The organism is Bdellovibrionales bacterium (assembly GCA_016714165.1).
GTDB lineage: Bacteria > Bdellovibrionota > Bdellovibrionia > Bdellovibrionales > UBA1609 > JADJVA01.
In genome coordinates this window covers 1-24172 of the sequence record JADJNU010000006.1, presented here as the reverse complement: position 1 = coordinate 24172, position 24172 = coordinate 1, and the positions used below count along the sequence as shown (strand labels likewise).

The 24172-nt window shown below is 44.3% G+C and carries 24 protein-coding genes and 1 pseudogene; 3 read left to right on the top strand and 22 right to left on the bottom strand.

The genetic code is table 11. The features are described from left to right. Positions 1-32 precede the first annotated feature (32 nt). From aroC to IPJ71_18135, 15 genes are all read right to left on the bottom strand, one after another. Complete coding sequence (aroC, locus tag IPJ71_18205; GenBank protein MBK7845581.1) at positions 33-1112, bottom strand: chorismate synthase; 1080 nt, start codon at positions 1110-1112, stop codon at positions 33-35. Between the two features lie 50 nt (positions 1113-1162). Beyond that, positions 1163-1660, bottom strand: a complete 498-nt coding sequence (gene aroQ, locus IPJ71_18200; protein ID MBK7845580.1) for a type II 3-dehydroquinate dehydratase — start codon at positions 1658-1660, stop codon at positions 1163-1165. After that, positions 1644-2798: a 3-dehydroquinate synthase gene (gene aroB, locus IPJ71_18195; protein ID MBK7845579.1), complete on the bottom strand. Its 1155-nt coding sequence runs from the start codon at positions 2796-2798 to the stop codon at positions 1644-1646. Before aroB ends, aroQ begins: the two co-directional genes overlap by 17 nt. Continuing rightward, positions 2795-4276 (bottom strand): hypothetical protein, encoded by a 1482-nt coding sequence (locus IPJ71_18190; GenBank protein MBK7845578.1) that lies wholly within the window; start codon positions 4274-4276, stop codon positions 2795-2797. The genes aroB and IPJ71_18190 overlap by 4 nt, the downstream gene beginning before the upstream one ends. After that, positions 4273-5592 (bottom strand): 3-phosphoshikimate 1-carboxyvinyltransferase, encoded by a 1320-nt coding sequence (aroA, locus tag IPJ71_18185; GenBank protein ID MBK7845577.1) that lies wholly within the window; start codon positions 5590-5592, stop codon positions 4273-4275. The genes IPJ71_18190 and aroA overlap by 4 nt, the downstream gene beginning before the upstream one ends. Positions 5593-6169: 577 nt before the next feature. Beyond that, entirely contained in the window at positions 6170-6568 is a 399-nt protein-coding gene (locus tag IPJ71_18180; GenBank protein MBK7845576.1) for a hypothetical protein, read from the bottom strand. A 78-nt stretch (positions 6569-6646) separates the two neighbouring features. After that, positions 6647-7168 carry a hypothetical protein gene (locus IPJ71_18175; GenBank protein ID MBK7845575.1) on the bottom strand — a complete coding sequence of 174 codons (522 nt, stop codon included), beginning with the start codon at positions 7166-7168 and terminating at the stop codon, positions 6647-6649. A gap of 366 nt (positions 7169-7534) precedes the next feature. Continuing rightward, on the bottom strand, positions 7535-8113 hold the full coding sequence (locus tag IPJ71_18170) for a hypothetical protein (protein MBK7845574.1): 579 nt from the start codon (positions 8111-8113) through the stop codon (positions 7535-7537). Between the two features lie 527 nt (positions 8114-8640). Continuing rightward, positions 8641-8949, bottom strand: coding sequence for a DUF4337 family protein (locus IPJ71_18165; GenBank protein MBK7845573.1), 309 nt, complete (start codon positions 8947-8949; stop codon positions 8641-8643). Then, the gene (locus IPJ71_18160) at positions 8841-9233 is read right to left on the bottom strand and encodes a DUF4337 family protein (protein MBK7845572.1); all 393 of its coding nucleotides are present in this window, start codon (positions 9231-9233) and stop codon (positions 8841-8843) included. The genes IPJ71_18165 and IPJ71_18160 overlap by 109 nt, the downstream gene beginning before the upstream one ends. Before the next feature lie 298 nt (positions 9234-9531). Then, complete coding sequence (locus tag IPJ71_18155) at positions 9532-9948, bottom strand: hypothetical protein (GenBank protein ID MBK7845571.1); 417 nt, start codon at positions 9946-9948, stop codon at positions 9532-9534. Further along, positions 9949-10986 carry an FAD-dependent oxidoreductase gene (locus tag IPJ71_18150; protein MBK7845570.1) on the bottom strand — a complete coding sequence of 346 codons (1038 nt, stop codon included), beginning with the start codon at positions 10984-10986 and terminating at the stop codon, positions 9949-9951. It abuts the gene before it with no gap. A gap of 441 nt (positions 10987-11427) precedes the next feature. Beyond that, on the bottom strand, positions 11428-12249 hold the full coding sequence (locus tag IPJ71_18145) for an IS3 family transposase (protein MBK7845569.1): 822 nt from the start codon (positions 12247-12249) through the stop codon (positions 11428-11430). 507 nt (positions 12250-12756) lie between these two features. Beyond that, a complete protein-coding gene (locus IPJ71_18140; GenBank protein ID MBK7845568.1) occupies positions 12757-13158 on the bottom strand; it encodes a hypothetical protein in 402 nt (133 codons plus the stop codon). A 4-nt stretch (positions 13159-13162) separates the two neighbouring features. Then, on the bottom strand, positions 13163-13435 hold the full coding sequence (locus IPJ71_18135) for a hypothetical protein (GenBank protein MBK7845567.1): 273 nt from the start codon (positions 13433-13435) through the stop codon (positions 13163-13165). Between the two features lie 901 nt (positions 13436-14336). On the opposite strand from IPJ71_18135, the gene IPJ71_18130 reads away from it, so the two are divergent. After that, complete coding sequence (locus IPJ71_18130) at positions 14337-14921, top strand: hypothetical protein (GenBank protein MBK7845566.1); 585 nt, start codon at positions 14337-14339, stop codon at positions 14919-14921. Between the two features lie 178 nt (positions 14922-15099). On the opposite strand, the gene IPJ71_18125 is transcribed toward IPJ71_18130, so the two are convergent. Continuing rightward, a complete protein-coding gene (locus tag IPJ71_18125) occupies positions 15100-15990 on the bottom strand; it encodes an IdeS/Mac family cysteine endopeptidase (GenBank protein MBK7845565.1) in 891 nt (296 codons plus the stop codon). A gap of 1210 nt (positions 15991-17200) precedes the next feature. Between IPJ71_18125 and IPJ71_18120 the strand changes: the two genes are divergently transcribed. Then, positions 17201-17488 carry a hypothetical protein gene (locus tag IPJ71_18120; protein ID MBK7845564.1) on the top strand — a complete coding sequence of 96 codons (288 nt, stop codon included), beginning with the start codon at positions 17201-17203 and terminating at the stop codon, positions 17486-17488. Between the two features lie 758 nt (positions 17489-18246). After that, on the top strand, positions 18247-18669 hold the full coding sequence (locus IPJ71_18115) for a hypothetical protein (protein ID MBK7845563.1): 423 nt from the start codon (positions 18247-18249) through the stop codon (positions 18667-18669). Between the two features lie 246 nt (positions 18670-18915). On the opposite strand, the gene IPJ71_18110 is transcribed toward IPJ71_18115, so the two are convergent. The 6 genes and pseudogenes from IPJ71_18110 to IPJ71_18085 form a co-directional block, all read right to left on the bottom strand. Next, on the bottom strand, positions 18916-19308 hold the full coding sequence (locus IPJ71_18110; protein MBK7845562.1) for a hypothetical protein: 393 nt from the start codon (positions 19306-19308) through the stop codon (positions 18916-18918). A 76-nt stretch (positions 19309-19384) separates the two neighbouring features. After that, complete coding sequence (locus tag IPJ71_18105) at positions 19385-19798, bottom strand: hypothetical protein (GenBank protein ID MBK7845561.1); 414 nt, start codon at positions 19796-19798, stop codon at positions 19385-19387. A 192-nt stretch (positions 19799-19990) separates the two neighbouring features. Beyond that, complete coding sequence (locus IPJ71_18100) at positions 19991-20449, bottom strand: hypothetical protein (protein ID MBK7845560.1); 459 nt, start codon at positions 20447-20449, stop codon at positions 19991-19993. A gap of 161 nt (positions 20450-20610) precedes the next feature. Beyond that, the gene (locus IPJ71_18095) at positions 20611-20961 is read right to left on the bottom strand and encodes a hypothetical protein (GenBank protein MBK7845559.1); all 351 of its coding nucleotides are present in this window, start codon (positions 20959-20961) and stop codon (positions 20611-20613) included. Between the two features lie 284 nt (positions 20962-21245). Further along, positions 21246-21527: pseudogene (locus IPJ71_18090) on the bottom strand (hypothetical protein). Between the two features lie 771 nt (positions 21528-22298). Continuing rightward, positions 22299-22601, bottom strand: a complete 303-nt coding sequence (locus IPJ71_18085; GenBank protein MBK7845558.1) for a hypothetical protein — start codon at positions 22599-22601, stop codon at positions 22299-22301. Positions 22602-24172 lie beyond the last annotated feature (1571 nt).

The window sequence follows — 24172 nt, the reverse complement described above, 5'->3', positions numbered from 1 at the left end:
TCAATCGCATATCCTCAGCCAACTCTCCTCCATTATATTCTCGCCGACCTTTGTCGCAACAAATGATCTGCCACAGTCAAGGCCGCCATGGCTTCAACAATAACTACCGCTCGCGGAACCACACAGGGATCATGGCGACCGCGCCCAGCCAACTCCAGGCTTTTACCACTCTTATCGATGCTGGTTTGCTTTTTCATAATCGTCGCCACGGGTTTAAATCCGACACGAAAATAAATATCCATACCGTTCGAAATTCCACCCTGAATTCCTCCAGAGTTATTCGTGCGTGTCCGAACTTGACCGTTGACGGCCTCAAACGGATCGTTATGTTCTGAGCCCTTCCGAATTACGCCCGCAAAGCCAGAGCCAATTTCAAATCCCTTCGCCGCATTGATACTTAACATCGCCTTAGCCAAATCGGCATTTAAGCGATCAAAAACTGGCTCGCCCAGTCCAGCTGGACAGCCACGCACAAGGCCTGTCACGACTCCTCCCAAGGTATCTCCTTCTTTGCGGACATCCTCTATAGCACGAATCATTCTCTCGGCTGTAGCTGAATCTGGACAACGTACAGGATTTTCATCCCTTCGCGACAGATCCAAATTCAAGTAGGTTTTGTCCAAACACACCTCTCCTACCTGAGAAACATAGGCTGCCACTTCGATGTTATGCTGGCGCAAAAGGAGCTGCGCCAAGGCTCCAGCAAAAACCCGCGCTGCCGTCTCCCGAGCGCTGGAACGCCCACCGCCCCGATGGTCGCGCAAACCAAATTTGGCATCGTAGGTATAATCAGCATGCGATGGACGATATGAATTGGCAACATGGTCATAATCGTGCGCGCGACTGTCCTCATTGGGAATCAAAGCCGCCAAGGGTGTGCCGAGGCTGACATCATTGAGAACGCCGGAGACAATTCTCGCCTGATCACTCTCTTTGCGTTGAGTGGTCAAATGCGACTGTCCGGGTCGGCGACGATCCAACTGTGCCTGAATAAAGTTGTGGTCGATTTTCAAGCCAGCTGGACATCCGTCAACCACCACACCAATCATGGGACCATGGGATTCGCCAAAGGTCATGATACGAAATATTTGGCCAAATGTATTACCGCGCATAAAAGTTTACCTTTCGTTTCCTCTTCTCTACTGGCTATTCTAATCCGTTCTCACCTTAGCCTACGAGAAAGTCTTGATCGAGATGTTCTTGAGCGAGCCAGAAAGTGGTGGATCGCTTTCTCGTAAGACTTGCTGCCAAATCCAGAAATCTGCTTCACACACACATCACGAATAACCGAATTTCTGCGAAACATTTCTCTTTTGTGTATGTCAGTCAAGTGAACCTCATAAGCTGGTAAATCCACAGCTGCCAAGGCGTCTCGAATCGCATAGGAATAATGGGTGAAAGCTCCTGGATTGATCACAATTGCGTCAGCCCACTTGCGTTGCGCGTGGATAAAATCAATTAATTTTCCTTCATGATTAGATTGAAACACCCGCAATTTATACCGACTCAATCGAGCGTCCGCTCTTAATCCTTTGTTCAATTCAGCAAGGGTCATCTGACCGTAAACGTGCGGCTCACGTTGACCCAACAGGTTGAGATTCGGGCCATGAATAACAACAATATTCTCCTCAACTTTTTGCCCCTCAACTTTCTTCCGCATGATGACCTCCCGTTAACAGTCTTTTGTAAGCGGCCTTGAGATCATCCCCAGTCACGTTCACGTCCAAAACTGCTCGTCCCAACCTTTTAAGCAAGACAAAACGAATGCGGCCCTCTTGCTTTTTCTTGTCTTTGGCCATCGCCTGTGTGAGCTCGTCAAATCCAATGTGCTTCGGCAATGACGGTACCTCGATCATATTTAAAAATGCCCTTATTTTTTTTGCCTGTTTCAGAGATAAGTGACCCCTTGTCTCTGACAAACAAGTAGCAAAACGCATACCCCAGATAACCGCTTCGCCGTGTTGAAACACTTCGTAATTTGTCACGGCCTCGAGCGCGTGCCCAAATGTGTGGCCAAAATTTAAAATCTCGCGCCGACCCTTGCGATCCCACTCGTCGGCGGCCACGACCTTAGCCTTCCAAGACAGGGACTCATGCACCAATTTGCTTAGCACTTTAGAATCCGAATCCAAAACCGCTCGCCATTGCTTGTTCAGATACACAAAAAGCTCTTTGTCATAGGTGAGCGCGTACTTGATAACTTCACCGAGGCCAGAAATAATTTCACGAAGGGACAATGTTTTCAAAAAATTTGTGTCACAAACGACCAGCGCGGGCTGATGAAATGTTCCTATCAAATTTTTCCCCAGAGAATGATTGACCGCTGTCTTACCGCCAATTGAACTGTCAACCTGCGCCAGTAGAGTCGTGGGAATCCCCACCCATCTCAGACCGCGGAGGTAGGTGGAAGCGAGAAAGCCTCCGGCATCACCAAGAGTCCCTCCACCCAGAACAAAAACCGTGGAGGAACGATCAATGCCCAATTTTAAAAGTTCACCATAAAGAGGCAAAATGCTCTGAAAATCCTTTAGGGATTCACCGGCTGCCACTTTGATTACGTCCATCTGCCAACCTGATTTCCGCAAAACCGCCAGCACCTTTTGCGCTGGACGCGTTAATCTCTCATCAGCGAGCAATATCCCTCGTTGGGAATAGATACAGCCAGCTGGACTCCGCAACTGACGAAGCACTTGATCCAGCCGATTCGTCACTCCTGGGCCCACAAAAACACTGTAGGAACGGGCCCCGAGTTTAACTTGGGTTCGGAATTCCTTTTTGCCATTGGATTTCAACTTCACGAAACTTTACCCCTCAAAATATCAATTATTTCGTCAGCCACTTCGCTCGGTGACTTATTGTCAGTTTGAATATGGGCAGATGCCTCAGCATACTGGGGCTCACGAGTCCGCAAAAGATTTTGCAAGTGGGTGATTCGATCACCGCTCGTCTTTAAAAGTGGACGTTCCTCCCATTCGCCTGAAAGACGCCCCAACAGGCTTTCGGGGCTGGCCTTTAGATAAAACAAATCACCCGCTTGGACTATGAGGCGGCGATTCTCTGGACTGATCAAGGCACCACCTCCCAGCGCACAAACACCGCCAACCGAAATCCGGCGTAAAAGATCCTGCAATGCCTCGCCTTCCCATCGACGAAATTCGACCTCACCATCCTCAGAAAAGATTCGTCGGATTGATTTTCCCGCCAACTCGACAATCAATGCGTCTAAATCAAAAAAAGGGCAAGCCAATTTCTGGCTTAGGATTCTTCCCGTCGCCGACTTTCCGACACCCATAAATCCACACAAGAAAATCGGCCGCTGGAAATCGGCCCGCGGCACGGGCTGGATACTCTCAAATCGTAAAATGTCCCGCAAATGAGCAGTCAAGTCGTTCCCCAAGACTTCTCTGGTCCTAGCCGACAATGGACCAAACCAAATTTGCCAGGTCGCCAAAGCTTGACCAACAAACATGGTCAGGCCACCAATGGCCCGCAAGTTTGCACGCTGTGCCTCCTGCAAAAACAAGGTCTGCTGCGGCCGATAAATCAAGTCCAAGGCCAAAGCGCGCTGAGAACAGTGACGAAATATTTCTGGAAAATCGATAGATCCTGTGCCACTACCGGTCGGGAAAGAATTCGCTAGATCCCCGTTCATACGATCGTCATAACGGGCCATTCCCACGGGAGTCGCCTGCACCACCAGATCAGCCATGGCATCGATCGAACCGGCCGCTGCCACCGACGAAAATTCTGTTGATTTGAAAACAGCCGACAGGTCATTAAGGAGTTTCTGCGCCCTTTGCACTCCACGGTTGACCACAACAATCTTCTTCGCACCAGCTTTCGCACAAGCGTAAACGGTCGCACGTGCGGCCCCACCGGCCCCAATAACCAAAATAGTTTTCCCATAACAGGCAAATCCAACTTTTTCCAAAGTGACCTCTATGCCTGCTACATCAGTGTTGTAACCATGTAGCCGCTCGCCAATGACCTGAACAACATTGGCCGCGCCAAGCGCCTGAACTTCTGGGGCCAGTTCATCGAGATGACACAAAATAGATTCTTTATGAGGAATTGTGACATTAAGACCCAACCATTGCGCCCCCTCAGACTGCTCGCGCAATTGCTGACAGAATTTCTCAAGCTGCTGTGATTCCACATCCAGCGCCTCATACTGCAATCGATGATTGCCCCCCAAAGTTTCGCCAATAAAGCTAAACACCTGAGGAGAAAGCGAATGCGAAATGGGATGTCCGATAACAGCCGCACGTAAATTCATTTTGTGAGGTCTTGCAATGTAGAATAAAATTCCGGGTAAGAAATTCCGACACAATCAGATCCGCGGATCAGACTCTCCCCTTCGGCGATCAATCCCGCCACGCTGAAGGCCATCGCGATACGGTGATCGTGAAAGCTATTGATTTCTGCGCCAATCAACTTCTGTGGGCCTTCAATCACAAATCCGTCCCTGGTTGTCTCAATCACGGCCCCCATCGCCCGAAGATTGGCGGCCAGGGCCTCTATCCGATCGGTCTCTTTCACACGCAATTCCTCGGCGCCAGTGACCTTCGTTGTTCCGTGTGATTGTGTGGCCATTACTGCGAGGATGGGCAACTCATCAATCAACGATGGGATCTCGTGTTCCTCCACCACAACACCTACCAGTTTTCCATGGCAAGCCTGAATGTCGCCCATAGGCTCTGGATCTTCCTCTGTCAGGGCCACACGGATTGTCGCACCCATGCGCCGTAACACCTCAATGAATCCCGTGCGTGTGGGATTGAGTGAAACGCCCCGCAGACACAAATCCGACTGGGGAACCAACACGGCGGCCGCCAGCCAAAATGCTGCGGTGGACGGATCGCCAGGCACGTGTAAAATATTAGCCGAAAATTGTTGACCACCACGGACCCGCACCTCCTCGGAGTTAGAGTCAATATGCACTCCGAAATGTTTCAACAGCCGCTCTGTGTGATCACGACTATGAATCTCGCCCCAAATCCGCGTATCACCGTCTGCTAACAAACCAGCCAAAATAATCGCCGTTTTGATTTGGGCGCTAGCGATCTTTAGTTCATAGTCGATTCCGTGGAGACGACGACCCTGGATTTCCAAAGGAGCGAAATCCTTGCCGGTCAATTCGATCTGCGCGCCCATTTCTCTCAATGGATCTGCCACCCTTCTCATCGGCCGTTTTATCAGGGACTCATCACCTGTCATCTTCACCCGTAAACCATCGACAGCGGACAGGACACCCATCATCAAGCGCATGGTTGTCCCTGAATTCCCACAATCCAATATTTTCGTGGGACTTATAAAACTTTCAGGGCCTCTTCCGTCGATAATGGTCACATGCCCTTCTTTGCGGATGGGCACTCCAAGCTGTCCCAGTACGCGGGCTGTGGATTGTACATCAGCACTTTCTAAAATATGATGAACCTCCGTTCGCCCCTGGCTAAGCGCACCAAAAATCAGACTGCGGTGGGAGATCGATTTATCTCCCGGCAATTTCAAAGATCCGCGAAAATTCCTTGCTGGGCCCACGCGTCTGTCCACTGTCATCTCTCCCGTTGTATCTGTGTCCTTCGCGCTCATAATAGGCATTTCGCGAATCCGCGTCAAACGCTAGAGCAAGATTCAGGAAACTTGGTCCCCACTCATGAAACCTCTCTTGGCAATGGCACCAAGCTGAATCATGCCGAGATAGTTCTCGACCTTGTTTTCATACCGCGTTTTCTCTCGTTTTAAAAATGAAGTCAGGAAAGGAATGGTTCCACTTTCGATCTTCTTCGGTAACGATGAAAAGTTCGTCCATCTTGTGACCCGGTGGTCGTTTGCGAATGGCGCTGTTGGGAACTGCCAGACTCGACTCTAAAATGTTGTCGTAGTTGCTCGTCGTGCGGATCAGAAGTATAAGATTGGTCTCAAATAACGAGGGGACGAATGCCTTTTGAGGTCTTTTGACTGTCTTTGACGAGGCCTCACTTCAAACAGCGATATCTCGGCCGGTGGGTCAATTTCAATTGATAAAGCAACAGGAAGATTTTAATTGTCGACCTTGTGAGACTAGCGCTCAGGAGAATCAACAATTTGAACCCGCGACCGAAGGTCAATTTTTTTGCTTGGTTTGCCTTTTGTCACAAAACAATCAGTTAATTTCCCCTGTCCCAACTCATTTGGAAGAACGAACTCTTATTCTAAATCCAATTTCCGGTTTAGTAACTTTTATTGCACAAATCGCACCCATTCCCAAGTCGAGTCCATCGCTTTTAAACGTGACTGTGTATTTGGCAAAAATATCGCTCAAATTGCCTCTAGGCCAGTATACGGAGGCGACAGTCAGTTCATCCACACCTATTACGTCTAGTCCTACCGAATTCATGGGGGCGAGAGTGGCTGAAACGCTGGACAAGTCACGCGTTTGGTTATCGATACAGGTAACCTCCGCATTCTCTATTGAACCCGTTAATGTTCCCCGATCCCCGACATTCAGTTCCTTCAACTCCACTGCTCCAGCTGCTGCACCGAAAACTAGGATCAAACTCAAAAATAAAATTAATTTGCTAACCATCGCTTCACTTCTCCGTTAAAATATTACCATTATCGAATTCGATAGAATGGACTATCGCTATTTCCACATTTAATCATTCTAATGACCACCTTGATTGTCCGCAGTTCCAAACTTAAACGAGCAGCGGTAATAGTCTCTTTCTTCCTCACTTTTGACCCCATACCTTTGGAAGGAATGAATACAAACAACATTTTCTCCAATTTTGGTATCGACATCAGTCGCTCCATACCTCTCCGTGGGGCCGTCAAATTTCCTTAACAAACCGTATACCTCCTCTGCACGGGACCTTTTACTACCTTCTACTACCAAGGAATAATCTCCTTGATTCTCGACGGACTTCTCATTTCTTTGTTTAATACTGACTTCAGTTTTCACATTCTGGTCAAATTGAATTTGTGAAGATGACGGCGAAAAGTTGATGATGGAGATCGTTTCGCCAGCCCGGGAACATGCACCGGGGGATGCAAAGGTCCTGATGGCATCGTTCGGGCCATATTGTTCGTCGTTGCAGCACATTCTTCCATAGCTACTTTCAGCATAGATCGAAAAAATAGAAGCTAAAAACAAGATCGGGAGTAACGAAGTCTTTATCGCTTTCATATTTAGAGCTCCTCAGCTTACAGGTTAAACCGGGCAGGCCACTCTTTGACACGCAAAGTTATTTACAGTCAAGCCTTATGTTTCGATCATGAAAAATGGGCTCGGTCACATCTCCAGATCCACCCTTTTCTCAACCTGAAAAAATCATAAAGTTCCAAGGTAGAATCACTGGTCACCTTAAGAGAGGTACCATTGACGGAAGTTCAAAAATCGCGCTCATTTCAGCCACCTATCACAGAAAGATCCGTCGGTACCATTCATTGACCCAGTTCTATTTTGCTTCAAACGATTCCAATATGCAGATCAATATAACTTTATAACTCTTCCCAATATCGTTTGAAGCTGGCACTCATGGACCCTTCAGAGCTATTTCGCCAACTCAAGGTTATTGTCAGGTTGATCAAATATAAAAGTTCGTTTGTAGATGAGGTATGAAAGTGTCATCACCAATGGTGTTAAGAATAGCAGAATGATCTTTAACCCATCGGCTGCCAATTTTAAAAATGAGGTCGCTGCGAAGAGACCCTCAGCCGAAGGATCAGCTCGCAGTACTAGGCCAAATGAAGCAGCACATAGAACCAAAATCGCTGGAATTTGAAACACGACCATCATGATCCAAAAATTCTTCAAAGTCGCTTTGATGCTCAACCTCAATGAATCGTTCCACCCCAAATTCTGAAAGATCAGAATTTGAGAAAAAAACAAGATAGGGGACGAACAAATCAATGAAATTACGGTGAGTCCCATAGTTATGATCGCAAAAAAACTCGCCATTTCCGAAGGATCTGCCATTCTTCCATCTTTATAAAGATTCATCGCGAGACCTCCAAAAACGACACTATAAATCACAAAGAAAATCAGGGTAACGACCCCCGTAGCGACGAAAGCTGGAACAAGCTTTTTTAAAAGTGAAGTCTTATGAAATGCGGCAAAAAATTGTGACACCTTAGGGATGCCCTTCTCCTCAATAAGCGTCTGCGAGACAAGTGAATGACCCACAATCCAAAGCATACCTATAACTGAAGAAATGGCCCCCAAAACTAGTTAAACTCAAAACGCTTTCAATGGACAAGGCAATCAGGGCCCCAGTAAAAAGAACAAAATATTGGGATTTACCGACACTGATGGATTGTTGAAGGGAGACGCCAAAATCCTTTAAAGAAATCTTCTGAATCTGCATATTCAAGGCTATTCAAAAACCAGGCCACTCTCAGCAAGAATACAAATCATTACAATATCAGCGCTCGGGTAAATTTTATACAAACTTTATACAAACAACTATTTTGGAAAAGAGGTACTGTCCATCTTCAATTCCCCCGTTGCATCTGTGTCCTTCGCGCTCATAATAGGCATTTCGTGAATCCGCGTCAAACGCTAGAGCGAGATTTAGGAAACTAAATCCCAACTTATGGGACGATCCTGTAAGGCACAATGCCTTTTCCTAAAAGGAATCTGCGGAATGTGACATCTCATCAGCCCAATATATTTGAGATAATATTAAAATGAATGGAAATTCCCATAAAGCCGATCAATCCCAAAATGGAACCCATCAAGCTAAGAATTAAAGCAAAGAAAAACAGAGGTCTTTTCTGCGTCAACGCCGTGACACCAAAAAGCGCAATTGCAATCGACAGCGTTGCTTCGGTCATATCAAATTGATCGTCGAAGATATTCATGTCATCATAGAATTTTTCGTGAGATTCTGCCGAGAGTTTGATTTCAGTTTTTTCTTTTTCATAGCGATCAAATTTCTCTTTGAGTTTATCAATTTTCTTTTGTATCTCGGTACGAACGAGCTCTGATTCGCTGGCTTCTTTTGCGAAGTTAAAAGATCAATCGTATTTTCAACAACATTTTGCTTGGTACTTTTGGACTGAAAATAGGCCCAATCGTTGACAGCTTTTGACTGTTCTTTTGACATATTTTGAACAATGTTTCCACCCTTTATATTACAAAGTGCCATGAAGGTCGCTGTAACTGCGACGCAAATAGCGATATAGGCATTCAAACGACTTTCAGCGGCGTGTTCCAGTGATTCAGAAATTGCTTCGTTTAACTCACTCACTGCAAAATCTCCTTCATGAAAAAATGTAAAGTCGTTCCATTGATGTGGCATATTTATCTATGCAAAGGCAACAGAATACCAAGAGCCAAGAAATGTATCGGTTCATTGATCCACTCAATTTTCTCACAAATCCAATAGTTCTGAATCATTTCCTTTCGCTCTTTTTATTCAAAGGCAACAATTCAATCGGCGATCACAAGATCTCTCAAATAATTATGGGTACTTTTAAGGAGCCAGCGAACGGATATATTAAATTGTCCGTAAAAAAGAGATCTTAAATGGAAAACAAAACCTATGTTCAGCGGATTTCAGCACCAATCGCCGATCGACATGAAGAACTCTTGTGCAAACCTAGAGAATAAAGGACATCTTTCACTACTGTCTTAGCTGAGCGAACAGCGCCATTAACATACCCCTGCGATAGATCGTCATGCTCTTCTCCGATTCTAAAAAATCGACCAGTCCGAGAGACGATATTTTTCTGGAGCATTTTCTCTCCTGGTCGAGGAGCATCCGAATAGGATGAGGGCCAAGAGTAGTAGCGCGCGTGAATAAAATACTGAGTTATTCCCGGAATTATTCTCTCAAGTTCAATGAGGATCCGTTTTGATAATAAGAGTCTTTCATCATCTGAACTTGTTTCGAGAATTTTGTCTGAAAAATAAAGGGTTAGACTTCCAAATGAGGTATCTTGTAAAACTGAACTATCCCACATTTACGCAGAAAACATTTCAAGCATTCCGTTACCAGAAATATTGTAGTCTTCCCAAATTCGTTTTGAAAAATACAGAATAAGTTTGCCGTTGCTAGCAAATTGTCTGGCCTTTTCCGCCTTTATCCCACTGAATGAATCACCATGTAGATTTATATTAACCCACTGAAATGAAGGGACTGACGATACCAAGATTTTGGTTTGGATATTTTTTACTATTCCACCATTCTTGTAGCGAACCAAAAAACTCCCATCGCTGTTTTCCATAATGTCCGTAACCTGGTGGTTAAGCCGAATCTGCCTTCCCAAGCGATCTGAAAGTCGATCAATAAAAATCTGTGTTCCGCCCTTTACAATATACCTTTCATCGTTCTGGGGAAGGAGTCCAATCCATTTGCCTTCTATATCTATGTGTATAACCTCGGAAAGAATCGCACCTGAAAGCTGAGAAAGCGGCAGACCGTATTCAGATAACAGTAAAGTTTCGATGAGTCCTTTCAAAAGCGGCGCATTCTCAATCAGAAGGAGAACACTGGCTGCGCTCTTCTCGTCTAACTCACGGTGCTCGTGCAAGCTACTCTGAGCAGCAGAGATTATTTGCTGAATCTTGCTGAGCGCATTCAATTCAGTATCAAATATCTCTTCTGTCAAATCTGCCCAACTATAGAACTGACCCTTTATTTCAAAAATATCAAGGCCTTTTCTTGGCCGTTCCACAAGCTCACAACCCAGTCCCTCTATGAGGCCAATAGCGTCGCAATGAGTGCTATCTATCAGCTCGGCGCCCGCATTGGAAATGATATTTAAACCAAACGGGAATGGGTCAGTTCTAATTCTTCCTCCAACGCGAGAAGAGGCTTCCAAAACAGTGTAGAGAATATTCTCGTCGCTCAATTCTTTGGCTGCGGTCAAACCTGAAGCCCCAGCTCCTATAATCACAACATCCACTGTTTCAGTAGGTTCAGCTGAAGCCTCGAGAGATAGATGCATGAAAACATGACAGGATAAAACCCACGCCAAGATGACATTCGCCCTGTTCATGCTCCCCACCCCTTGCGACGAGCCCGCCGCCCGATATATTTCAAAAATATAAAATCAAAATATAAAATCTAAAATCTAAAATCTAAAATCTATTGTTTCAACTTTCTGACGATACCCACTTTTGAGCAAACCATACGTGGCGATTGTAATTATTAGCCAGTAGGAAAGGCGATGGGTGGTTTTGATAGATTTCTCAAATACTCCGGACCCTTTTTCAAAAATGATTTACCTGACATAAATCCCAAAGAATACTCAATTGAGCTAACCCCAGGAATAGTCGCGGTTTAGAAATTGGAAGTTCCAAACATTTTTTGCTTTCAATAGGCTATGAGCCTTATCGAGACAATCAGAGGGGATCCATCAACGATGAGAAATATCACACCTTTTCTTTCTCGATAAATGGAACTGGCTTGGAATTCCCCAGAAAAAGTGGATAGTTTCTCAGGCGGCATTTACGTTTAGTGTTGACTCATACTCTAAAGGACTCTGATAGCCAAGCGATGAATGCAATCTCTTTTTGTTGTACCAGATTTCAATATACTCAAAAACCAAGGTTCTCAACTCCGCTTCTGTTTTGTAGTCATGACGGTAAAGCCACTCAGACTTGAATGACTTGAACCAACTCTCAACAATCGAATTATCGTAACAGTTTCCCTTGCGACTCATGCTCGGAATCACATTATTTTTGTTCAGCAAAGCCAAAAATAATTTGCTCGCGTACTGAATTCCGCGGTCCGAGTGGAAGACGATGTTCGCCCTATTTCTGCAATTAGCCAACGCCATCCGCAGAGCATTTAAGACTCCGGTGGTTTCCAAACTGTCAGTGACCGACCAACCCACAACTTTTCGGGTACAAACATCGAGAACTATGGCCAGATAGAAAAAGCCAGATCCAAATCTTAGATAGGTTATATCTCCGGCCAAGACCTGATTAGACTCTTTAGGCAGATCATCCTCGATCCTGAAAACTCGTGGAGCAATTGGACCCTCGTGGTTCGAATTAGTCGTTCTCACTCGATATTTCTTCTTTAACCTAGCATCCAATCCCATCTCCCTCATATACTTCGCGACAGTATTTTCACTTACAGAGAACCCCTCGCTTCTCAGCTCATGAAAGATCCTAGGTGACCCATAAGTACTTTTACTCGCCTTGAAAATCTCCTCAATTTTCTTGCAGATTTCCATTTTTCTCGCCATGGATTTCAACTGGCCATTTTTTTCCACTGGTAATACCCGCTGGTGCTCACTCCAAAATGTCTGCATAGCCGGATGATAGGAACTTCATTTGAAAGATCGAAAATCATTTGGAATTTCTCATTTGATCCTTTGATATAATCCCTAGGCTTTTTTTTAGAACATCGCTGACTTTGTTCAGATACTCATTTTCTTTTCTGAGTTCTCGAACCTCAAGCTCCAGTTCTTCAGATGAAATTTTGCACAGGTAGAGCTTTATTCAATGCCCTACCTTGAGCGGAACCTTAGAGTCGTTCGATCGCAGCTTCAATTGCGCTTGTTTGATCCTTAAATTTTCCTGAGGCTACAAGTTCGCCGAGTTTTTTTATATACTTCACGTGCTGCGGAAGTATTTAGTTGCGTGGACATGACTCTCTCGCTCTCGGGTTAAGAGAGTGATTTAACTATTCTATTTTTTAAGTCTTATTGAAATTTTTCGAGGCCTCATCGGCACTCGAATTTTAAAACCCATTCAGTCGTACTGCGGGATGTGCCACATTCAGGGTACGGACCCTCGCAATAAAGGCGCTGTGGAAGCTAAAGGTCCTCGCCACCACTTTCATCATAAGCACTGTCATGATCCGGATGTAGGGAAATGAAAACCATGAATTTTCCATCTCGGCAAACCCGGGCACGAAACTTTTTTGATATTCGGATGGAGCCTATGGTTTTACCTGACTGCGTGACCTGGCCCTCAATAGGCTCCCAGTTAAGACCTCGCTTTTGGGTTCTCGATGAGGTCTTATATACCTGATCCCAGGTCATTTGCTTGATTTTTTCAAGGGTGGCCTCGAGTAGATCGAGCTCTGGAGAATTAAGCTCAGACAGTTCCACAATAAACCGTGGAAATTCCAAATCGCATTCAATCAGTTCATGCTGCGTAGATACAGACGAAACACTCTTAGGAGTCGACTTCTTTTCCGTCTTCTTTGACTTCACACGATCACTTCTTCTTTCTTAGAGAAGCAAATAATTTCTTCGTGTCTGTCGCCTTTGGCCTTCTTTTTGATTCCCACTCATTAAATTCATTCAAAGATTCATTAGCCTCTTTGGTATGAAACACCTTCTGCGAATCAGGAATAAACGTCCCCGATGAAATTCGTATTTCGTTGCCATCGAGTTCCTCGACCAAAATCTGTCTGCCAGCCCAAGCCTTGCCAATACTGATTTGGCCATTAGCAGGAACTTTTAATAATTTGACGTTTTTAACTCCCATCAGAACTCCTTAGCTCGAATCATGATATCCTAATTTAGGATTTTATGCAATTGTTATCGGAAGATCATTGATGAGTCACAGAAGCGGTTATATCTGACTTGCTAACAAATTTGAGACGAGCCACATAATCAGACATATTTAAGTGCAGAATCCGAGGCCCAAAAGGCTCTCCCCGCCCGTTAAGATTATATATCCGCATCAAGATGAAGATTCAACTATTTGATTTTTTTGGCTTATCGGCGTTTCTCAAGTCCTCCTCCGAGGCTCTCAAACTTAGCTTCCATAGCATCTCGATCCAGTCATAGTCCTCTCTTTTCTGATCTTTTTTTGATGATATTGAGAAAAACCTTTTAGAATTATACAAAATACTGATTTACCCATGCGTTTAGGCAAAAAAACTCCAAAACATCTCAAGATAATCTTGGATGGATCAAATGGACATGGATATTTTATTCGCGCTCGATAATTTACTAACAATTTTCCCCGATTTTGCCATAAATCAAAAAGCGGACAGTGAAATATACCAATGCTCGCTCAGGCAAAAGAGAGTGGATGGGATCCGGGGTCAAGGCTCTCAAGGACGAAGAGCATCGCATGAGAATTGCTACGGATACTTGAGTTTAAACATGAAGACCAGAAATCTCGAGCTGAACGCCACAAATTGTGAGATGAGCACACAACCATAAAATCCCAGCGAAAGTTATAAGGCGCTATGTGTGCAGTAGTAGCTGATTGGATCTCTGATATTTTATTGCGCGATTTTTGTGTATGGGTAAACAAAATGCTTACTGAAATGTTGTTGAATCAAATTTTGAAGAGCCCGGTGCGGGAAATTCGCACGCCGGGATCTGTGAGGGTCTTACCTTGCACTCTTCATGAAGGTGTGAGGTAATTCTACTCGATGATTAGTAGGTTATCACTTATTCTTTTTGTAATTTTTGTTTCCAGCTGTACCACGGTTCGTCGTGATATCTATTTTAAGGATATGGAATCTCAATATGGTAAAAAATCAATATCTGCAATTTTCCCAGGTAATGTTTACTGGTCTGACTTCCTAAAAAAGAATGGCAAGAATGTCGGACGTGTGAGAATGGAAATCCTTAACTCGGCAACTGGGAACTATACATTTGGGATAATTATTCCTTTTTTTCCAATTTTCTATTTAAGTGAAAATCAGTTTGAGTTGGAATCTAGAAATTTTAAAATAGGTTGTAGGGTAGAGAATTTTATCAACTTTAAAAAGCCGGGTATTTGCCACAAGCTGAAAATTGTTTTTGACGGTAAGGAGTATACCCCAGTTAAGATAGAAAATACTGGTTACGAAAAAGTTTTTGAATTCGAGCTTTTAACAACTAATGTAAATCAGCTTTTGCTTCAATTAGACTCTTATGCCACAGGAGAAGGAGATAAAATACAGGTGCCAATCAAAGCAAATATGAAGGTTGAAGATTGGACAAGATTTCATTTGATCCCTGTTGCTCCATAAAATGAAGTCACCTACTTGCGCGAACAACTAGAATGAAAAAATATAGCTAAAGCAAAAAAAAGGAGGCCTGAACCAAGAATACTTCCGCAGAGGTTTGAAGCCGGTGGCCCGTTTTTGTCTTAGGACACTAGGGGCCTTGGTGGTTTTTTCGCATAACCAAGGGAGCAGTTACGTTCGTTTAATCGAGAGATATAGTTGTTATTCCGCGCAGTATCGAATTGAAGCCTTCCGCGTCCATGGACCAGATGTTCTGTCGCGGATCATCACGTTGGTTAGAATCTTTGATGTGGTAAAGGACAGGATTACCCTGGCTATCATATTCTGCACCGTAAACCTGCACGGCGTGGCCTCCCTCATTCAAATCAGTAGGGCCAAAAGAAACGACCATCGCATGTCCGTGTTCCAGAGATTTTCTTATAAGTTTTAAAATTTCATTTAAGGGCAGATAAATGGCAAGGGCTCCTTTGCGAGCATCGATGTCCCAGTGAGCACCCTCGCCGGATTTTCCATTTCTTGAAACGCCATACGCTTTCCAGGTGCTTTCGCCCAAAATAAGGGAAGCAAAATCTCGAGGTGAACACGAAAATGATTGCCACTCTATGATTTGAGGCAGAGATCCGAACATCTGGCTCAATAAAGCGTTCAATGACTGAAAGGTAAAAGGATTGTTATTGTATCCGAATGGGTCTAATGGCTCGCGATCCCATTGTTTGACTGGACGTGCGAAGCTCTCCTCGGGAAAGAGCCCATAAGTTCGAATTAATGAAATCGCGTCGATTGCCGCTCCAGATTCAATCAAGCGCTCTTCGGTTCCATCAAGGCGACGCAGATAGCGGTCCTTCCAAGTTTGTAATTGAAGGGCGGAAGGGGAAAGATCGATGGATTGTCCAGGATGACCAAGGAGATAGTTCGTTTCAATGGTTCCTAGGGTCGAATAAACCCAGCAAAGAGTAGTATGGCCCTGCATTTTTACGCGAGAGATTGGCAATATAATTTTGGTTACACTGTCTTGAGCCAGTACAGGCAGGCCAATAAATGTCACTACAAATAGCATCAATATGCGCGTCATTCGCAGTCTGTTCATATTGGATACCATAGTGCATAATTAGGGCCATGAATATGGGTTGGACTATTATTTTGGCGACTGCCCTCCTGGTCATCTGGCTTTTTTGTGTATGGGTAAACAAAATGCGAGCAGCTCAAACAAGCCTTCCCGTTTGATATTCATTTTTTTGCAACAGGTAGCAATAGGTAGTCATTTTTTCTCCTCGGCAGCAAGGAGTGCCGTCAAAGCGGCACGTATACTTGCCCGAAGCCAATAAAACACCGCGAGCCCATATAGACTTCAATAAACTCTGTTTTTCTAGTCTTTGGTAGCCCTGTTATGGCAAAATGTCCACTATTTTGATATCCCATTCCGAGCAAAGGTGACCGTGAAAAATAGCAACGCAAGGACCGTTCTTCGATTCCAAAGGAGGCTCTAAAGAGGGGGTCTTTATCTCAGGCGCGAGAGTCGGCAAGGTTCGGGGGAATCGATTAAGTTCAAGGATACGAGACGTATAACAACGAGCACTCCAGTTTAAACACGAATCCCAGAAGTCTGGAGCGGAACGCACCTTTGTGTTGGAAGTTTGAGAGCCAATAACTATAGAGCGAGGAAGAAAGTAATAAGTCGCGCAGCCTTCATTGAAGGTAAAAAGACGCGCAGAAGTTTTCTTGGTTCAGGCCTCCTTTTTTTGCTTTGGCTATATTTTTGCCTTCTAGTTGCTTGCGCAAGTAGGTGACTTCCTTTTTGGACCCTGGATTCTGCGTTCTGTCATGTATGATTATTGCAGTTTTCTTTACGTCGACACAGACTTGACGCTTGACATTATATAAATGCATTGAGTAATTAACCGCCAAGAGAATTATGTGTCAGGAACCCGTATGGTTCGTTGTGAATTGTTTTCTCCCTGTTCGCGGCATTGTAGGCAGCGGGTTGTTAGGTTCAGGAATTGTCAGGACCAGTGAATAGTAGTTTGTTCTTTTTCGGGATCGGCATTGAGGGATGTGGACAGCACAACCCATTGTTTTAGTTTTGGAAGACCTGAGGAATTGATCCAGACTATCGTGGTTTCGAAAGAATAGATTTTTATTTGTAGATGGAAGAGTACGTTAAAGGTGTTTTTTAAATATATTTGATCGAGTTTTGGATGGAGGTTTTATGAAAAAATTGATCGTACTGATTTTGGTGGTTTTTGTGTGCCCTTACTGCACGCTATGGCAGCTGACCAGGGCCAATGGTGGTAGAAAAAGGAATTGATTCTTGGGAAAATCCTGTAAAGCGCTATATATTTTGGAAATCAATTAGTGGTGCTGATAGATTGTTTTACACTTGCTTTGAAGCAACTGATGAAATGGTAGCTGGCTGTGTATGCAGAGGCCCAAAAATGTATAACACCCCGACAGATGCACATGATGAGTTCTTTAAATTTAATTACTTTAACATTTTTGAGCAAGATGGAATTGAAGAGCTGGAGAATAAAGCTAAAGAAGCTTGTAAGCCGGCTGGAGTCATTATTGGTTAATTGCCTAGTTAGAACGAGCTCGGCTATGAGCTAGCCCCAGGAATAGTTGAAGTAATGATTTACCCATGCGTTTAGGCAAAGAACTCCAAAACATCTCAAGATAATCTTGGATGGATCAAATGGACATGGATATTTTATTCGCGCTCGATAATTTACTAACAATTTCCCCCCGATTTTGCCATAAATCAAAGAGTGGACAGTGAAATATACCAATGCTCACTCAGGCAAAAGAGAGTGGATGGGATCCGGGGTCAAGGCTCTCAAGGACGAAGAGCACCGCATGAGAATTGCTACGGATACTTGAGTTTAAACATGAAGACCAGAAATCTCGAGCTGAACGCCACAAATTGTGAGATGAGCACACAACCATAAGATCCCAGCGAAAGTTATAAGGCGCTATATGCAGTAGTAGCTGATTGGATCTCTGATATTTTATTGCGCGATTTTTGTGTATCGGTAAACAAAACCGAGCAAAGCCGGTCCAGAATCTTTGGAAATGATCAGCAAGAAAGAACCCAGGTCATGCCAAGAAAGAAATAGTGTTCTGTACACCCGGGATTCAAACGAGTGCCGTCAAAGCGGCACTTGTTCCGAGGCTGCCCAAATAGATTTACCTGGTGGGTGGTTGGCCCCTAAAACTGTAAGGTTATAGGAATTTTCTTACATGACAGAAAGAATAATCCTTGACGTCAATTAATGCATAATGTCACAAAGCTAGGGCCTTGCCTATTTAACTTGTAACATGAGGAGCTCTCCAAATGAGAACGATGAAAGTGCCATTAATCCCGATCGTGATTTTCCTCTCTATTTTTTCTTTTTACGCTGAGAATGGCTATGGAAGATGGGTTGTAATGGGTGGCGGATCAGACTTCCCGAAAGGGACCCTCACAATAATAGATGGAACAGAGAATATTGTGAATCTATTAAGTCGTCTTAAGGTGATAGATAACGATAAGATTACAATTCCTTATCGAACGAGAACGGACTCCATTTTAGGAAGCACCTATCAGATAGAGAACGCAGAAGAGTGCCTTAGAAAGATTAAAGACTTAGTAGCACTCAATACGAGTTATTCTTCCTTAGAAGTTAAGGGACCTGAAGATGAAGAGGATGATCAGAATTTGCAATTTATTCTTGAATGGAAATATTGGGGTAAAACGGAATCGGTTGTTTGCCACTGAAATCGGTTAAGGAAGCTGAGGCGGAAGAATGAATTCTTGATCGTTATGTGTTTCGGTTCTTCAATTGCGGAAGTTTTTAGTTGCGTGGACATGACTCTCTCGGTCGAGACGATTCACAACTTAGTGCATCAGTTCTTCAGGTAGTCACAAAGTAAAATTTATAAAAAATTTTTACCCTCAATTGTCACATTATCTGCGGAAATATGGAAAAGCATTTAGAGGACCGCTGTTTGCCCTCACCCTACTTCATTTGGAAGAGTCTTTATTTATTCTAAATCCAAATTCCGGTTTAGAAACATTGATAGCACAAAGGGCACCCATCCCTATGTCAAGTCCTTCACTTTTAAATGTGACTTTGTATTTGGCAAATATTTCGCTCAAATTGCCTCTGGGCCAGTATACAGCAACTACGGTCAGGTCATCCACACCTATTACTTCAAGACCAAACGAATTCAAGGGAGCGAGAGTGGCTGAAAATTCATTTACTTCACGTGTTTGCTTATCTATACAGGTAATTTTTGCTTCCTCAATTGGACCCGTTAATATTCCACGGTCTCCGACATTCAGTGTTTTCAACTCCACTGCTCCAGCTGCAGACCCAAAAGCTAAGCCTATACACAAAATCAATTTGCTATCCACCACTTCACCTCTCGGTTAAAAAATTAAGGAAGGCCGATTGGACGCGCTCATCTATACTTTACTTTCGTATTTTTAATTATTCTGATGACTCAACTGAACCCACTTCAGTTTCAAATTTAAACCAACATGTATAAGTATCTCTTTCTTTCGTTTTTCGAAACCCATACTTCTGCACCCCATGAACACAAACAACATCTTTTCCCGTTTTTACATCAACGGTCGCATACCACTTCTTAGCGGCGACATTCTTCAACATGTCATAGGCTTTGCGAGCCGAAGGCCCCTCAACCTTAATGGCGTAACCATTATTGTCCCCGAAGATCTCATCCGAATTCTCAATAGAAACTTCAGTGTTAATCTTCTCACCCAATTGAATTTGTGAAGGTGATGGAGTAATGCTGATGATGGGAATGTGTTCGCCAGCTAAGCCTGAGATACCAATGAACGGAAAAGCGGCGAGAAGAATCATGGCAGTTTTAGATACTCTCATTTTCGCCTCCTTCGGCTGGTATCGAGTAGATTTCCGCCATATGACTCGTTGAGCTAAATAACGTCAAGCATTATTTCTGCCATCGACGTAAGAAAACTCCAATAATCTATCTGGATGATTGTGACGTGCTGGAGCTTCTGGCTAAAGGCATCCGTCTGAACCTAGTAAAAAAGGACCTTCTCAAGTTCTGTGTCACTTGATCTCTCTACCAAGCCAGTCGCCAATACCCTGAAATTTGCCTTTATACACAGCATAGGGATTGCCCGGAATATCCACAGGCAAACGCCCCTCTGTTGAGGCCTTCTTCCACTCAGAACTGGACTTAATCCCGCTACTTCTCGCCCATTCTCTCGCTTTTTCAAAAGATCGCCATTCAGTCCCAAGCCAGTCGCCCATACCTTGAAATCTACCTTTATACACAACATTGGGATTACTTGGAATATCTTCAGGGAGACGCCCCTCTTTAGAGGCCTTATTCCACTCAGGACCGGATTTAATCCCGCTACTTCTCGCCCACTCTCTCGCTTCTTCAAAAGATCGCCATTCAGTCCCAAGCCAGTCGCCCCAACCTTTGAATTTTCCTTTATATACGGTACTTGGAGTACCCGGAATATCTTCAGGAGACGCCCCTCTATTGAAGCCTTTATCCACTCAGGACCGGATTTAATCCCGCTACTTCTCGCCCATTCCCTCGCCTCTTCAAAGGATCGCCATTCAGTCCCAAGCCAGTCGCCCATACCTTGAAATTTACCTTTATACACAACATTGGGATTACTTGGAATATCTTCAGGAGACGCCCTCTATTGAAGCCTTTATCCACTCAGTACTGGATTTAATTCCGCTACTTCTCGCCCATTCTCTCGCTTCTTCAAAGGATCTCCAATCAGTCCCAAGTTTAGATATCCTACCTGTCCCAAGCCAGTCGCCCCAACCTTTGAATTTTCCTTATACACAACATCGGGATAGCTTGGAATATCATCAGGTAAACGCACTTCTTTAGTGGCCTCCCTCCACTGACGACTGGATTTAATCCCCGCTACTTCTCGCCCATTCTCTCGCTTCTTCAAAGGATCTCCAATCAGTCCCAAGTTTAGAAATCCTACCTGTCCCAAGCCAGTCGCCCCAACCTTTGAATTTTCCTTTATATACAGTATGTGGAGCACCCGGAATATCCACAGGCAAACGCCCCTTTTGAGGCCTTCTTCCACTCAGGACTGGATTTAATCCCGCTATTTCTCGCCCATTCTCTTGCCTCTTCAAAAGGCCGCCACGTGGACTGCCTTCGTTGCCAAAACTGTTGAATACTTGATTCAAGCTTATTCCACGAGTCCTGTGCGAAAATATGTTGGTCTATGCCTACTGCCGAGACTGATGGATACTGCCTCTTCAATGGCTTTTGACCATTTGATCTGGGTTGAGTTATGTTTTTTTAGCTCACTCAAGATGCTCAGCAACTCCCTGCTGTGTCTTCATTTATTTCAACAAGGCTTACAGCATCTACCCAAGACTTTCCTTCCTTAAGTCGGAGAAGACGACCAAGTCTTTGCAAAAACTGAGTGACACTGGCCGTGGAGTTAAGATCGACCAATAGATCAAGATCTGATAGATTAACCCCCTCATCAAGCATACGAACTGACAGAATGATTCCCTTTGGGGTTTTAAACTTTTCTAAAATCTCTATATTTCTATCAACCTCTTGTTTTGAGTGGATAAACTCGACGAAAAAATCTGTAAATACATTTTTGAAAACTCCTGCTCAAAGACTCAGCCTCTTCAATTGAGTTTGCAACAATCAGTACCTTATTCTTCTCTTGAATCAAACTCTTTAAAAAAGCGAGCAATATATTCGTAGTATTTTGGATTTATCACGTAGCGGCCGCCTGGTACATCAAGACTGTCCAGACCTTGAACGAAGAGATCCTCAATTTCAAAGATCTCTTTTGAGAGAAAAATAATTGATCAAATGGAGTCAGTTCTCCTTTGAAAAAGTTTGATAAAGCTGCTCAACCACATCACTGACATTTCTTTCGAAAAATTCAGTCTGATTCATCACCTTTCAGCGCTATCAAGATGAACCCAAAAGCTCTGATTGTAGAACATCTCCTGAAGAGAGACATCTCGATGGACAGGTGTTGCCGTAAGACCCAGAATAAACCCAGAATAAATATCCCTGGCACTCACGTCTTCCAAAACTCACGCATGAGAGGAGCTCCCAAATGTTGGCTTTCATCATAGACCATCAATTTTAAGACGCTCGCGAGTTCATCTCTTTCTTTCTCTTTCAAACTTTTAAATTGATTTCTAAGGGTGGCCGTCGTTGTGACGACATATTTTTCAGCTGACCCCTGCGTTCGATCGCAGCCGCTCTTAAATTAGGACGCTCTTGCGAACTTGCTGACCACAGACTATGTGGAATACCCTGAGATTCAGACTCTTTGAAAAATCTCTTAGATTAAGTACTCGGTCTGCAATAAGGCGAAGACCAGAAGCAGATCTAGCCTTATAAAAATTCAACTGCAACCTCGGTCTTGCCAAACCCGGGAGGGGCTACCAGCAATATTCTATCACGACCACGGTTGCGAAAAGACTCTATGACTCGAACAGCCTCTCGTTGAGAATCTTTTAGGATTTTTGGCCCACCGGCTGTTGAATTGTAGGGATGAAACTGCGTTCCAACTAAAGCTTGTAGAATAATATCTCTGGGAGAGACTCCACCCGTGAGGCCACGACTTGGCCAGTAAAGTCGCTTGAGCTCAGTTGATATCACAAGCCTTGCCTCAACTTCCTCGGTCGATTGAACCACCAACCCTTAAGACTTATCTCTTCTGGAGGTCACCACCCAGGAAGACTTGAAAACAAAGGCTCTTTGAAAGCCACTGGGAAAGGTCACCATAGGAAAGGGTGGATATCACGCTTGGATGAGTCTGTTGATACAAATAATCTGCAAGACTTAGAATTTAACGAGAAGCTCTGGCTTCAAAACCAACTTCAAAACCGGAATCATCGTAGCTGAAAAAAGAAAATACTTCCAAGACGACACCGATTTGCTCCCATTATGGGGCCCGAAAAAAAGACACCTTCCAACCAATCTTCCCATTGGCCGCAATATTGAGAGGAGCCAACAAAATCAGGGTGGCTGAATCTAGTGCAATTAAATGCGCAGTGTCAATCCTCTGTTCGTAAGAAAAGTCCTACATTCAAGAACGGCTTCTCAACGTAAGCGCTAGGAAGCTAAAGGTCTTCACCACTATCTCTTTCGCGTTAGGGTGCGGTCAGTGAACGTGTAAACAATAAGATGGACGGGTCTGGGAGTTTATGGAGAGGCCCAGGTAAGGATTCCTGGGCCTTTCCAGCATAGAACAATACGTAACACCATGCGCCCACCTTAGAATAGCATTACGGCGGAGAAAGCTATTTAATTAACTCGCAAGATACTTCGCGCAAAGAAAAGCGTATTTGGCCATCGTAGTCCCCGCAGTCATGCGGGGGGACGGATACCAGCCTGGATACCGTGCTCGCTTTAATGTGAGGAGATAAGTAGCTGTGGCTTGGTTTCTGAGATTCTGCCAACACTGTCTTTCCTGACAGGTAAGACGGCCCAGCATTTCCCAGTCTCTGAAACGATATTGCAGTTATACCGTGAAGGCCTTGATTCCTTTAGTTTCTTCTGCGAAACTTGATAGGCACTACGCCTTGTCGGGGCCGCTACCAGTATTAATTCTTCACCTTGTCTCCTTGGTTCCAGTTACCGTTACACTTTGTCACACAAAAAATCCAATAATCGACATGCAAAAGGCTCCGTAAACCATTTCAATTGGACTGGCACCGTTGCTAGTCCTCCCTCCAGCAATATTCATGCAATTCAATTCGCGCTAACAAGGCGCAGAATTTGACGGCGATAATGTCCTTCCGCCCGTCACGATTAAGCCATTTTAATTGGATGAGCCTCACTCGAGTTAAGAAAAACCGTCACCTGATTGGATTTTTTTAGGCCCATAACCGTCTCTCTCGAGGACTCAGCGGCTCTCGAATTTGAAAGCCCAATCCGTCATTTTGCCGAATGTGCACCTTCAAGGGTGTCCTCGCGTGAAAGCACTGGGGAAGCTAAAGGTCTTCACCACCGCCTTCATTATAGGCACTGTCATGATCTGGATGTATGAATGAACACCATGAATTTTCCATCTCTGACCAACCCCTCGCACGAAATTTCTTTGATGTTCGATTGGAAGCTATGGTTTTACCCGACTGCGAGCTGGCCTTCAATCGGCTCCCCAGTTGAGACCTCGCTTTTGGGTTCTTTGATGAGGCGAGTATACCTGATCCCAGGTCATTTGCTTGATTTTTTTCAACTGTATTCTTTCAAGTTGATCCATC

Bases quoted from the DNA above. Each gene is read 5' to 3' on its own strand.
- aroC (MBK7845581.1), bottom strand. From the start codon at position 1,112: ATGCGCGGTAATACATTTGGCCAAATATTTCGTATCATGACCTTTGGC.
- aroQ (MBK7845580.1), bottom strand. From the start codon at position 1,660: ATGCGGAAGAAAGTTGAGGGGCAAAAAGTTGAGGAGAATATTGTTGTT.
- IPJ71_18190 (MBK7845578.1), bottom strand. From the start codon at position 4,276: ATGAATTTACGTGCGGCTGTTATCGGACATCCCATTTCGCATTCGCTT.
- aroA (MBK7845577.1), bottom strand. From the start codon at position 5,592: ATGAGCGCGAAGGACACAGATACAACGGGAGAGATGACAGTGGACAGA.
- IPJ71_18180 (MBK7845576.1), bottom strand. From the start codon at position 6,568: ATGGTTAGCAAATTAATTTTATTTTTGAGTTTGATCCTAGTTTTCGGT.
- IPJ71_18175 (MBK7845575.1), bottom strand. From the start codon at position 7,168: ATGAAAGCGATAAAGACTTCGTTACTCCCGATCTTGTTTTTAGCTTCT.
- IPJ71_18155 (MBK7845571.1), bottom strand. From the start codon at position 9,948: ATGTGGGATAGTTCAGTTTTACAAGATACCTCATTTGGAAGTCTAACC.
- IPJ71_18150 (MBK7845570.1), bottom strand. From the start codon at position 10,986: ATGAACAGGGCGAATGTCATCTTGGCGTGGGTTTTATCCTGTCATGTT.
- IPJ71_18145 (MBK7845569.1), bottom strand. From the start codon at position 12,249: ATGCAGACATTTTGGAGTGAGCACCAGCGGGTATTACCAGTGGAAAAA.
- IPJ71_18135 (MBK7845567.1), bottom strand. From the start codon at position 13,435: ATGGGAGTTAAAAACGTCAAATTATTAAAAGTTCCTGCTAATGGCCAA.
- IPJ71_18130 (MBK7845566.1), top strand. From the start codon at position 14,337: ATGATTAGTAGGTTATCACTTATTCTTTTTGTAATTTTTGTTTCCAGC.
- IPJ71_18125 (MBK7845565.1), bottom strand. From the start codon at position 15,990: ATGACGCGCATATTGATGCTATTTGTAGTGACATTTATTGGCCTGCCT.
- IPJ71_18120 (MBK7845564.1), top strand. From the start codon at position 17,201: ATGGTGGTAGAAAAAGGAATTGATTCTTGGGAAAATCCTGTAAAGCGC.
- IPJ71_18115 (MBK7845563.1), top strand. From the start codon at position 18,247: ATGAGAACGATGAAAGTGCCATTAATCCCGATCGTGATTTTCCTCTCT.
- IPJ71_18105 (MBK7845561.1), bottom strand. From the start codon at position 19,798: ATGAGAGTATCTAAAACTGCCATGATTCTTCTCGCCGCTTTTCCGTTC.